Origin of the sequence: Microbacterium sp. 70-16, assembly GCF_001898315.1 — a bacterium.
Classification (GTDB): Bacteria; Actinomycetota; Actinomycetes; order Actinomycetales; family Microbacteriaceae; genus Microbacterium.
Window position 1 is genome coordinate 84,287 of record NZ_MKTQ01000029.1, and the last position, 12,164, is coordinate 96,450.

The 12,164-nt window shown below is 70.4% G+C and carries 9 protein-coding genes, 1 tRNA gene and 1 other RNA gene; 3 read left to right on the plus strand and 8 right to left on the minus strand.

The genetic code is table 11. From position 1 onward, the window contains the following. The 3 genes from BGO46_RS13905 to ffs form a co-directional block, all read right to left on the minus strand. Window positions 1–1,209, minus strand: coding sequence for an acetate kinase (locus BGO46_RS13905; RefSeq protein ID WP_292674947.1), 1,209 nt, complete (start codon window positions 1,207–1,209; stop codon window positions 1–3). Next, window positions 1,206–3,344, minus strand: coding sequence for a phosphate acetyltransferase (pta, locus tag BGO46_RS13910; RefSeq protein WP_292674943.1), 2,139 nt, complete (start codon window positions 3,342–3,344; stop codon window positions 1,206–1,208). Before pta ends, BGO46_RS13905 begins: the two co-directional genes overlap by 4 nt. An 81-nt stretch (window positions 3,345–3,425) precedes the next feature. Further along, an RNA gene (gene ffs, locus BGO46_RS13915) (signal recognition particle sRNA small type) lies at window positions 3,426–3,522 on the minus strand. Window positions 3,523–3,656: 134 nt separating this feature from the next. Here ffs and BGO46_RS13920 point away from each other — a divergent pair. The 3 genes from BGO46_RS13920 to BGO46_RS13930 are packed head-to-tail and all read left to right on the plus strand — an operon-like array spanning window position 3,657 to window position 8,155. After that, the gene (locus tag BGO46_RS13920; RefSeq protein WP_292674941.1) at window positions 3,657–4,664 is read left to right on the plus strand and encodes a MoxR family ATPase; all 1,008 of its coding nucleotides are present in this window, start codon (window positions 3,657–3,659) and stop codon (window positions 4,662–4,664) included. Window positions 4,665–4,674: 10 nt separating this feature from the next. Further along, entirely contained in the window at window positions 4,675–5,916 is a 1,242-nt protein-coding gene (locus BGO46_RS13925) for a DUF58 domain-containing protein (protein ID WP_292674938.1), read from the plus strand. Beyond that, complete coding sequence (locus tag BGO46_RS13930; RefSeq protein ID WP_292674936.1) at window positions 5,903–8,155, plus strand: DUF3488 and transglutaminase-like domain-containing protein; 2,253 nt, start codon at window positions 5,903–5,905, stop codon at window positions 8,153–8,155. The genes BGO46_RS13925 and BGO46_RS13930 overlap by 14 nt, the downstream gene beginning before the upstream one ends. A 52-nt stretch (window positions 8,156–8,207) precedes the next feature. Here BGO46_RS13930 and BGO46_RS13935 read toward each other — a convergent pair whose 3' ends face one another. The 5 genes from BGO46_RS13935 to BGO46_RS13955 form a co-directional block, all read right to left on the minus strand. Next, window positions 8,208–9,608 (minus strand): dicarboxylate/amino acid:cation symporter, encoded by a 1,401-nt coding sequence (locus BGO46_RS13935; RefSeq protein WP_292674933.1) that lies wholly within the window; start codon window positions 9,606–9,608, stop codon window positions 8,208–8,210. Between the two features lie 132 nt (window positions 9,609–9,740). Further along, window positions 9,741–9,832, minus strand: a tRNA-Ser gene (locus tag BGO46_RS13940). A gap of 63 nt (window positions 9,833–9,895) precedes the next feature. Further along, complete coding sequence (locus BGO46_RS13945; protein WP_292675149.1) at window positions 9,896–10,525, minus strand: CoA pyrophosphatase; 630 nt, start codon at window positions 10,523–10,525, stop codon at window positions 9,896–9,898. Between the two features lie 92 nt (window positions 10,526–10,617). Continuing rightward, window positions 10,618–11,262: an SDR family oxidoreductase gene (locus BGO46_RS13950; RefSeq protein ID WP_292674931.1), complete on the minus strand. Its 645-nt coding sequence runs from the start codon at window positions 11,260–11,262 to the stop codon at window positions 10,618–10,620. Window positions 11,263–11,298: 36 nt separating this feature from the next. Next, complete coding sequence (locus BGO46_RS13955) at window positions 11,299–12,156, minus strand: hypothetical protein (RefSeq protein WP_292674929.1); 858 nt, start codon at window positions 12,154–12,156, stop codon at window positions 11,299–11,301. Between the last annotated feature and the right edge of the window lie 8 nt (window positions 12,157–12,164).

Consider the following 12,164-nt stretch of genomic DNA (forward strand, 5'->3'; position numbering starts at 1 on the left):
TCACGCCGGTCCCGCAACCTGCAGGGTCTGTCGCGCGATCTCGAGCTCTTCGTTGGTCGGCACGACGAGCACCGTCACCGCCGAGTCGTCGGCCGAGATCACCCGCACATCGCGGCGGCGCTCTTCGTTGCGCTCGGGGTCGAGCTTCACCCCGAGGAACCCGAGGGTCGCGATCGCCTCGGCCCGCACGAGCGGCGAGTTCTCGCCGACCCCGGCGGTGAACGAGATCACGTCGACGCCGCCGAGCTGGGCGATGTACGCACCGATATACGCCCGCAGTCGGTGGATGTACACGTCGAACGCGAGGCGCGCGGCGCCGTTGCCCTCGGCGCGACGCTCTTCGATGTCGCGCATGTCGGATGCCCCGGCAAGGCCCAGCATGCCGCTGCGCTTGTTCAGGAAGGTGTCGAGCTCGCCCGGCGACATCTCCTCGCGGCGCGCCAGCACCAGCAGCACCGACGGGTCGATGTCGCCCGAGCGCGTGCCCATGACGAGACCCTCCAGCGGTGTGAGTCCCATCGAGGTCTCCACCGAGTGACCGCCGTCGACGGCGGTCACCGACGCGCCGTTGCCCAGGTGCAGGACGATCTGCTTGAGATCGCGCAGCGGGCGTCCGACGTACTCGGCCGCAGCCTCGCTGACGAACTTGTGCGACGTGCCGTGGAACCCGTACCGGCGGATGCGGTGCTTGCGCGCCATGTCGCGGTCGATCGCGTACGTGTATGCGGCCGGGGGCAGCGTCTGGTGGAACGCGGTATCGAAGACGGCGACGTGCGGCAGATCGGGGAACGAGTCGCGCGCCGCACGGATGCCCTGCACCGCGCCGGGGTTGTGCAGCGGCGCCAGCACCGCGAGCTCGTCGATGTTGATCTCGACGAGATCGTCGATGAGTGTCGGCTGGAAGAACCGCGCGCCACCCTGGACGACCCGGTGGCCGACCGCGACCGGCGGAGCGTCGTGCAGCAGCGGGCCGTACTCCTCGAACGCCCGCAGCATCACCGCGAACCCCTCGGTGTGGTCGGGGATCGGCAGCTCGCGCTCGAACTCGACATCCCCGGTACTGGCCCCGAGCACCTTGTGCTTGAGCGCACCCATCGGCTGCCCGATGCGCTCGACGAGGCCGGATGCCAGCGGCGTCTGCGACTCGACGTCGAGCAGCTGGTACTTGAACGACGACGAGCCGCTGTTGATGACGAGGACGACGGTCACGCAGACACTCCCTGAGCTTGGATCGCGGTGATCGCGATCGTGTTGACGATGTCTTCGACGAGGGCGCCGCGGGACAGATCGTTGATCGGCTTGTTGAGCCCCTGCAGCACCGGCCCCATCGCGATGGCGCCGGCCGAGCGCTGCACGGCCTTGTAGGTGTTGTTGCCGGTGTTCAGGTCGGGGAACACGAACACCGTCGCCCGGCCCGCCACCTGCGACCCCGGCATCTTGGCCTTCGCGACAGCGGCATCGGCGGCGGCGTCGTACTGGATCGGGCCTTCGACCAGCAGTTCCGCGGCGCGCTCGCGCACGATCGCGGTCGCGGCGCGCACCTTGTCGACGTCTTCCCCCGAGCCCGATTCACCCGTCGAGTACGACAGCATCGCGACGCGCGGGTCGATGCCGAACTGGCGCGCGGTCGCCGCCGACGAGATCGCGATGTCGGCGAGCTGCGTCGCACTCGGGTCGGGGATGACGGCGCAGTCGCCGTAGACGAGCACACGATCGGCGAGCGCCATCAGGAACACGCTCGAGACGACCGAGACGCCGGGGCGGGTCTTGATGATCTCGAACGCGGGGCGGATCGTGTGCGCCGTCGTGTGCGCGGCGCCCGACACCATGCCGTCGGCCAGGCCCAGGTGCACCATCATCGTGCCGAAGTACGAGACGTCGGTGACGGTGTCGGCGGCCTTCTCGTACGTGACGCCTTTGTGCTTGCGCAGTTCGGCGTACTCGCGGGCGAAGCGGTCGACCGTCACGGGGTCGAACGGGCTGAGCACGTGCGCCGCGCTGAGGTCGAGCCCGAGCTCGACGGCGCGCCCGCGCACGTCGGCCTCTTCACCGAGGATCGTGAGGTCGGCGATGCCGCGTGCGAGCACGGTCGCGGCGGCCTTGAGCACGCGGTCGTCGCCGCCCTCGGGCAGCACGATGCGCTTGCGGGTCGTGCGGGCGTGCTCGAGCAGCTGGTACTCGAACATGAGCGGCGTCACGACGGCGGAGTGGGCCAGGCCGAGCGCGCGCGTGAGCTCGTCGGTGTCGACGTGCTGCTCGAACAGCGCGACAGCCGTGTCGAAGCGGCGCTGAGAGCCGGCCGCGAGGCGGCCCCGCGTGCTCATGACGTGCACCGCGGTGTCGTACGTATCGAGGTCGGTCTGGATGATCGGCAGCGAAGAGTCCAGGCCCGCCATCAGCTCTTGCACGGCATCCGGCAATGCGAACGGACCGTTGAGGATGATGCCCGCGATCGAGGGGAACGTGCCGGACGAGTTGGCCAGCAGCAGGCCGAGCAGCACTTCGGTGCGGTCGGCGGGGACGATCACGATCGAGCCTTCGGTCAGGCGCGGCAGGATGTTGTTGAGCGACATGCCCGCCACGACGACGTCGAGCACCTCACGGGTGAGCAGCGCCTCGTCTCCGCGCAGCAGATGACCGTCCAGACGCCACATGATGTCGCGCACGGCGGGTGCCACGAGGAAGACGTCTTCGGGGATCGACCAGACCCCGACGGGCGCTTCGCGCGTGCCGTCGACGGCGGGGGTCTGCGCCACGACTGCTCGCACGGCCGCGTTGATCTGCGGCAGCGCGGCGGGATCGGCGCGGTTGGTGATCACGGCGAACAGCTCGGCGCGCTGGTGGGCGATGTCTGTCAGCGCGAGCGACATCACCTGGCCGACCTGCTCGGGTGTACGCGCGACGCTCGCGCCGAGTCGGTCGCCCTCGCCGGCGCGACCGTTGAGCACCACCAGGACGGGCGCGCCGAGGTTCGCCGCGATGCGGGCGTTGTAGCCGAGTTCGCTCGTGGACCCGACGTCGGTGAAGTCGCTGCCGACGATCACGACGGCGTCGCACTTGGCCTCGACGGCTTTGAACCGCTCGACGATCGTCGACAGCGCGGCATCCGGGTCGCGTCGCACATCGTCATAGGTGACCCCGACGCACTCTTCGTAGTCGAGGTCGACGCCGATGTGGTCGAGCAACATCTCGAGGACGTAGTCGCGCTCGGCGGTGGAGCGAGCGATCGACCGGAACACCCCCACTCGCGGGATCGATCGGGTCAGCGCATCGATGACACCCAGCACGATCGTGGATTTTCCGGACAGGCCCTCGGTGGAGGTGATGTAGATGCTCTCTGCCACCCCGCCAGCCTATGGCGGCACGCTCCCCCGAGGGCACGAAAGGCCCGGAGAAAATCCCCGCCTGTTGAGGACCACGGGGAAAAGAAAGACTCTCCGCGAACCCGGCAGAGCCTGGTTACCCTTGCTACGTTTCCGTCCTGGGGGAGTTGGCCTGGATGCCGCCTCGCGGAGAGCTTCAGACAGTCTACGCGATCACAGCACCCAGCAACCTCGCAGGGTGCGTGAGACGGGATGCCACCCCTCATCGTCGCCGCATTGTTACGATCTGACCGTGGTGCACCCGTGCCGCACGTCTTTCCGAAGGGGGTTCGGATGATCGATGCCGCGACGACAGGGGGCCAGCCGCGCACGGCCGCGACCGCGGAGGACTTCGCCCGCGACACCGGCCGCATCCTGACGGCCATCGAGAGCGTGATCGACGGCAAACCCGCCGCCGTCCGCGCCGCGCTCGTGTGTCTGCTCGCCGAAGGCCACCTGCTCATCGAAGATGTGCCCGGAGTCGGCAAGACGATGCTGGCGCGCGCTCTCGCGGCATCCGCCGACGCGACCGTCCGTCGCATTCAGTTCACGCCCGACCTGCTCCCGGGCGATGTGACCGGCGTGAGCGTCTACAACCCGGTCGATCGTGAGTTCGAGTTCAAGCCGGGCGCGATCTTCGCCCACATCGTGATCGCCGACGAGATCAACCGCTCCTCCCCCAAGACGCAGTCGGCGCTGCTGGAGGCCATGGAAGAGCGCCAGGTCACCGTCGACGGCGTCTCGCACACGCTTGAAGACCCCTTCCTCGTCGTCGCGACGCAGAACCCGCTCGAGATGGAGGGCACGTACGCGCTGCCCGAAGCGCAGCGCGACCGCTTCATGATGCGCATCTCGATGGGGTACCCGGATGCCACGAGCGAAGCCCTCATGCTGCGCCAGCGCGACACCGCCAACCCGCTCGACGCGCTGACCGCGGTCGTCGATGCCGACGCCGTGCGCGCGCTGATCCTGTGGGCGCGCGGCGTGCACGTCTCCCCCGCCGTCGAGGAGTACACGGTCGCCCTCGCGCGCGCGACGCGCGAGCACCCCGAGGTGCGCCTGGGCGCGAGCCCCCGCGCGACGCTGCAACTGATCCGCGCCGCGAAGGTGTGGGCCGCCCTCGACGGCCGCGAGTTCGTGATCCCCGACGACGTCGCCACCCTGATCGAGCCGGTGTTCGCGCATCGCATGGTCGCCGCCCGCGGCTCGGCGAGCGCGCGTGCGCGCTCGAACGCCGAGACCATCAGCCTGATCCTGCGCGGCATCGTGGGCTCGGTGCGCGTGCCGCTCGCCACCCGCTGAGGTCGCCCGGATGTCCCGCTGGCCGCTGACGGTACGACGCACCGGCGCCGTGCTGCTCGCCGTGCTGTGCTTCATCGTCGCGCACGCCGCGAAGATCACCGAGCTGCTCTACGTGAGTGCGCTGCTGGTCGCGGTCGTCGCGGCGAGCATCGCGACGCTCTACGTCGTGCGCCGCACCGAGAAGGTCAGCCGCTCATTCTCGCCCGACGTCGCCACGGCGGGGCGCGAGGTCGACGTGCACCTGCAGGTCGAGATCCGCTCGCCGCTGCCCGGCGCGCAGGGCCGCTGGCGCGATGCGCTGCCCGACGGCGTCACGGGCGACGCGGTCGGGGTGTTTCCCGAGACGGCGTCCGGCATGCGGTCGGGCGGCGGCGTGCATCTGGCGTACACGGTCGTGGCGCAGCGCCGTGGCATCCGCCCCATCGGGCCCGTCTCGGTCGTCACGACCGATCCCTTCGCCTTCGCACGGCGCCGACACACGATCGGGCAGGCACTGCCGCTCACGGTCGCCCCCGCCATCGTCGACCTGGGACCGCTGGCCGACCAGCCCGGCGAAGCGGGTGGCAGCATGCACTCGACGACCGATCAGCTCGGCCAGGGCACCGACAACCTCATCCCCCGCCACTACATCCCCGGCGATTCGATGCGCCGCATCCACTGGCGCGCCAGCGCGCACCGCGACGAGCTCATGGTGCGCCAGGAAGAGCAGGAGACGACACCCGAGGCCATCGTCGTCCTTGATCGCGGCGCGACGCGCTGGGACCCCGATGCCGTCCGCGCCCCCGGTGCCGACCCCGGCTTCGAGATCGCGGTGTCGGCGTGCGTCTCGACCGCGGCGCGGCTCGTGCACGAGGGATACCTCGTGCACGTCGTCGACGCGGACGGCACAGCACTCGCCGACCCCATCGACGGCGGAGACACCACGGCGATCGAGCAGCTCACGATCGACTTCGCGACGATCACCGCCCACCGCGGCGACACCACCGCCGCACCGGTCGCGTTCCTCGCCGGCACGATGACCGGGCCGCTCGTGTACATCACCGGAGCGATCGGCGAAACGGATGCCGCGCTGCTGGCACCGCTCGCGCACCACAGCTCGCTGCCGATTCTGCTGGCCGTCACCCCGCGTGGCGATGCGCTCGCCCGCGCCGCCGCAGCCGGCTGGCGCGTCGCGGCGATCGGCACCGACACCGATCTGGCCCTCGCGTGGGGTTCGGTCGTGGACCGAGGGGCGCACCGTGTCAGCTTCTGAGGCGGCGCCCCGGCAGAAGCGGCCGCGCGGCGAGGTGCGGCTGACGATCGCCCTGTGGATCGCGATCGTCGCGGTCATCGTCCCGCTGCTGCGCGTCGTCGCAGGCGGCCCGTGGCTGCTCGGTGTGACGCTGCTGCCCGCCGCACTGCTCGGCATCGGCTTCGGGCTGCGGCGGCTGCGCGCGCCGGCGATCGGGGTGACCCTGGTCGAGCTCGCCGTGTGGGTGGGGACGGTGACCGCGTTCTTCCTGCCCACCGCCTCGTTCCTGGGCGTCATCCCGACCGGCGCCGCCATCGCCGAGGTGCCGCGGCTGGTCGAAGTCGCCTCCGGCGAGATCTTCCTCGGCGTCGCTCCGCTCGAGCCGACGCTCGCGCTCAGCTTCGTGATCGTCGCATCGCTCGGACTGCTGACGGTGGCGCTCGACCACGTCGTCCTGACGGCACGGATGCCTCTGCTGGCGGCAGCGGCGCTCGTGATGGTCTGGCTGATCCCCTCGATCGCGGTTCCCGCCGACATCGACGTGTTCGCGTTCGTGCTGCTCGCGGCATCCCTGCTCTACCTCATCCGCGCCGAGACCCGCACGCGCGAGGCAACCGTCATGGCGGCCCGCTCGCGTGGCGTCATGGCGGTCGCGACGGCCATCGGCGCGGTCGCCATCGTCGGCGCGCTCGTCGTCGGCCCGGCGCTGCCGCCGCCGACGATCGCGGCCGCCGGGTCGGGAGTGGCCGCCAGCATCGACGCGAGCCTCGACCTTGGGCGCGATCTGCGCCGGCGCAGCGATGTCACCGTCCTCACGATGCGCAGCGACGCGCCGCAACTGCCCAACCTGCGCGTCGCGACGCTGTCGGTGTTCGACGGCGACGTGTGGCTGCCCGACCGCATGCGCTCGATGTCGGCGACCGAGGTGGTCTTCGACCCGGTGGCCGTCACCGAGGGCATCCGCGTCACCGAGTACCGCACCAACGTCGAGGTCGCTCAGCTGTCGTCGGCGTACCTGCCGATCTCGTACCCGGCCGTCGAGATCACCGGGCTGGAGGGCATCTGGCGCACCGTGCCGTACAGCCGCACGATCGTCAGCGGTCAGAGCAACGCGCAGGGGCAGAGCTACGAGGTCGTCTCGCACGTGCCGCGCCCGACGCTCGAGCAGATCCGCGCGGCACAGACGACCACGCGTTCGTCGGTGGTCGACGTCTTCTCACTGCCCGAGGGCACCCCCGCCGTGATCGGCGAGCTCGCGCAGGAGGTGACGGCGGATGCCGCGACCGACTACGACAAGCTCGTGGCGCTGCAGAGCTGGTTCCGCGGGCCCGAGTTCACCTACTCGCTGTCCACCCCCGTCGCCGACGGATTCGACGGCACCGGCGTCGACGCGGTCGCCACGTTCCTCGACGTGAAGGAGGGCTACTGCATCCATTTCGCCAGTGCGTTCGCGCTCATGGCGCGGTCGCTCGGCATGCCGTCGCGCGTCGTGGTCGGCTTCCTGCCCGGCGACTACACCGGCGATACCGTCGACGGCGAGCGCGTCGCCGAAGTCACGACGGGGCAGTTGCATGCTTGGCCCGAGGTCGAGTTCGACGGCATCGGCTGGGTCGCGTTCGAGCCGACGAAGAGCCTGGGAGCGCCGACCACGTTCTCGAGCGCCGCGTCGCCCGTCGACGAGTCGGGCGAAGACGTGACGGATGCCACGATCGCACCGACGCCCACGACAACGTCGACGGCGACCGCCGACGAGCGTCCGGCGGATGCGCAGGATGAGGCATCCGGAACCTCCGTGCGCCTGGTCGACCTGCGACCCTACCTCGCCGTTGTCGGCACGCTGCTGGTGCTCGCGTTCGCACCGGGTGCTGCGGCAGCCCTGCGGCGCCAGCTGTTGCGCCGGCGCGGCACGGTCGCCGCCGCGTGGCGGCTCGTGCAAGACACGGCGATCGATCTGGGCGTCGCCGTGCCCGGCGCGGAGTCGCCGCGCGCGTTCGGCGCGCGGCTGATGGCGACCCACGATGCGCCGCACACCGAGACGGCACGACTCGTCGCCGCCGTCGAACGCGCCAGCTACGCCGATGCGGCGACCGCGACGGACGCCGCCGCGCGCGGAGCGCAGGCGGTCGCCGACGCCGAGGGCATCCGCCGCGAGATGCTCGCCGCCCTCACCGGCAGCGAGCGGGTCCGCGCGCTCGCGCTGCCCCGCTCGCTCGTGATCCGTCCGGGGTCGGCCTTCGCCGATCGCGACCAGCTGGCATGAGTGAGGGGGTGGATGCCTCGGCATCCACCCCCTCACTCACCTCACGCTCGCGTCACGCGCGGGCTGCGGCGAGCTCTTCCTCGCTGTCGTCGGCGAACGGTTCGCCGTCGCGGGGCGCGTTGTACAGATCGATGTCCAGGATGCCTTCGCGCTTGGCCACGATCGTCGGCACGAGCGCCTGACCTGCGACGTTGACCGCGGTGCGGCCCATGTCGAGGATCGGGTCGATCGCGAGCAGCAGGCCGACGCCCTCGAGCGGCAGGCCGAGCGTCGAGAGGGTCAGCGTCAGCATGACCGTCGCGCCGGTGGTGCCCGCTGTCGCGGCCGAGCCGACAACCGAGACGAGCGCAATCAGCAGGTACGAGACGATGTTCAGCTCTATGCCGAAGAACTGGGCGACGAAGATCGCGGCGATCGCCGGGTAGATCGCGGCGCAGCCGTCCATCTTGGTCGTCGCGCCCAGCGGCACCGCAAACGACGCGTACTCGCGCGGCACGCCGAGGTTGCGCTCGGTGACGCGCTCGGTCAGCGGCAGGGTGCCGATCGACGAGCGCGAGACGAAGCCGAGCTGCACCGCCGGCCACACGCCGGAGAAGTACTGCTTGATCGACAGCCCGTGCGCACGCACGAGGATCGGGTAGACGACGAACAGCACCAGCACGAGGCCCGCGTACACCGCGATGACGAACCAGACGAGCGTGAGCAGCTTGTCGGTGCCGTAGTTGACGACGGCCGACGCGATGAGACCGAGCGTGCCGATCGGTGCGATGCGGATGATCCACCAGAGCACCCGCTGGACGATCTTCAGGCTCGACTGCGTGAACACCACGAACGGCTCGGCGCGCTTGCCGAGCTTGAGCGCGGCGATGCCGACGGCGACCGAGATGACGATGACCTGCAGGATGTTGAAGCCGACCGTCGATGTGACGGCGCCGGTCGTGGCATCCGCCGAGCTCGACACCGTCAGGCCGAGGAAGTTCTGCGGGATGAGCCCCTTGAGGAAGTTCCACCACGTGCCGACGGCGTACGGGTCACCCGTCGTGAGCTCGTCGTGCGCGACCCGGCTGCCGGGCTGGATCGTGATGCCCAGGACGATCCCGATCGTCACGGCGATCAGCGCCGTGATGCCGAACCACAGCAGCGTCTGGCCGGCCAGTCGCGCGGCGTTGGTGACGTTGCGCAGCTGCGTGATGCTCGCGACGATCGCGAGGAAGATGAGCGGGACGACAGCGACCTTCAGAAGCGTGACGTACGCGCTGCCGATCGTGGACAGCGTCGCCGTGAGGCCGTTGGGGTTGCCCTCGGCATCGGGCCCGAGGTTCAGCGCGAGGATGCCGAGCAGGATGCCGGCAATCAGCGCGATCGTGATCTGGAACCCGAACGACCGGTAGAACGGCTTCTTCGGCTTGGGTGCGCGCGCGGGCGCAGGCACAGCGGAGCTGGTGGAACTCATGGGGGGTGTTTCTCCTGAAGCGGGATGTGACTCGAGAAGACAACCACCGTGGCGCGGGGTGCATTCCCGTGTGACGAAACATGAACCCGTATGACGAAAGATGAGCGCCGCCCTCGGGCGACGCTCATCTCGTGGCGGAAGTGACAGGATTTGAACCTGCGAGGCGAGTTACCCCGCCTACATGGATTCCAGCCATGCTCCTTAGGCCGCTCGGACACACTTCCAAGGGGAGATCCTATCATCGGCGCTGAGGCGCCCAGAATCGCGGCAGCCCGTCGCAGAACGCGTTACGGCACCAGTGGTAGCTCACGTTCGCGGTCCCACGGCTCGGTCCAGCCGAGGCGGTCGAACAGCACGTCGAGCACCGTCCCGGTGAACCCCCAGACCAGGTGCGTGCCGCCGTCGTGGCGCGGCACGAGGAACCCCGGCCCGCGCCACTGCTGCCCGTCGCGCTCGATCACCGTGACGACCCGGCGCGCCGGGTCGAGAAGGTCGGCGACGGGCGCGCGGAAGACATCGGCAGACTCGGCTTCGTCGACGACGCGAACGGCCGACGGATGCCGCCACCACCCCAGCACGGGAGTCACGAGATGCCCCGAATACTCCAGCGGGATGTCGGGCAGCGTGCCGAGCACCTCGACGCCTGCCGGATCGAGGCCGGTCTCCTCCTCCGCCTCGCGCAGCGCCGCGGCGACAGGGCCGTCGTCGCCCGGGTCGAGGCGTCCACCGGGGAACGCCACCTGACCGGGGTGGGAGCGCAGTGTCGCGGCGCGTGCCAGCAGCAGCACATCGAGGTCACGCGAGACCGCGGCATCCTGCGCCTCATACGTCGAAGGGCGGTCGTCGAGCACTCCGAACAGGATGAGCACCGCTGCCGCACGCGCCGGTGCCCCGGCAGGCAGCTCGAGCGGCGGCACACCCCACGGAGTGCCCGCCGCCGCGAGGGCGGCAAGCTCGGCACGCGCGGCGTGGCCGGCGCGCTCCGCACGCTGCGACGACAGCACCTCTGTCACGCCCGCAGCGCGTCGGCGATCGGCACGTCGCCGTCGTTGAACGCGACCGTGCGCCTGATCGTCGCGGGTTCGTCGAGGGATGCCGCGATGACGGCGGCCACGTTCGCACGCGACACCGCTGTCGAGGCGGGTGCCGCCACCTCGATGCGCCCGGTCGGCGCCTCGAGCGTGAGCGCCGACGGCGCGAGGATCGTCCAGTCCAGCTCGCTGACACGCAGGTACGCGTCGGCCGCCGCCTTCGCCTCGGCGTAGGCGAAGAACGGGTTGTCGGCGGGGATGCCGTGGTTCAGTCCCGCATCGAAGTACGACACCATGACGTAGCGTCGCACGCCCGCGGCCGTCGCCGCATCGATCGAGCGGATGGCTGCGTCGCGATCGACGGCGTACGTGCGGGCGGGGTTGCCGCCGCCGGCGCCGGCCGACCACACGATGGCATCCGCCCCGGTGAACAGTTCCGCAAGCTCCGCCGTCTCGAGGTTCTCGACGTCGGCGACGCGCGGTGTGGCACCGGTCGCGGCGACCTCGCCGGCGTGCGCAGGATTGCGGATCAGGGCGATGACCTCGTGGCCGGCCGCGACGAGCAACGGCTCGAGCAGCAGGGCGACTTTTCCGTGTCCGCCGATGATCAGGATGCGGGCCATGGCAGGCTCCTTTCCCCTCGCTTCGACTCTACGCGGTCACTTCCGCGCGAGGATCGCCGGGTCGTCGGTGCGCCAGTGCTCGATCGACTGCAGAATCCAGAACGCCGCGAACAGCACGAGCGCGACGACCTCGCCGACCAAGACAGCATGCCGCGCCGACGGATGGGCCTGGTCGTACAGCGGGATCGCGATCACGACGCCCGACAGCGCCACGGCGATCGCGATGTAGGTCCCGCGCAGCCATCGTGGTGCCGAGCCCGATGACGGCGTGGCCGCGTTGACAACGGCGACGACGGCGATCAGTCCGAAGAAGCAGACCGCGGCGACCAGGTGCGCCCAGCGCAGGAACACGTCGTGCGCGAGCCACCAGGTCAGCCACACGATGCACAGGATGCCCGCCGCGATCGCCATCGTCCACAGCGTCGCCCGCCGGTCGACCTCGCCCGCCCAGGCGAGCACGCCGGCGACGACGCCGATGACGACGCCCACGATCAGGTACGTCGCGACGCCGTTGTCGACGATCGCGTCGTAGCCGGTCGGGACGCACGAGCGCGCACCGTTCGGGCATCCCGCATCGACGCCCGGCACCGAATGCGGCGCGATCGGCGTCGGAACGATCGCCACGACCGGGACGATCACCGCCGCGATATCGAGCAGGATGCGCTCGGCGCCCCGCCCCGACAGCGCGAAGAAGCACACCGAGACGGCGACGAGCGCCGCGACGAACAGCGGCCCCGCCGGCGAGTAGTAGTACTGGCTGATCGAGTGCAGCAGCCCCACGCTCGGCATCGCGACGCCGATCGCCGTGAACACGACCACGACCGAGCCGCCGATCGCCAGGCGCAGGTACCGGTAGGTGCGCTGCAGCGAGGTCGTGGGCGGGCCGGCGCTCATGAGCAGCC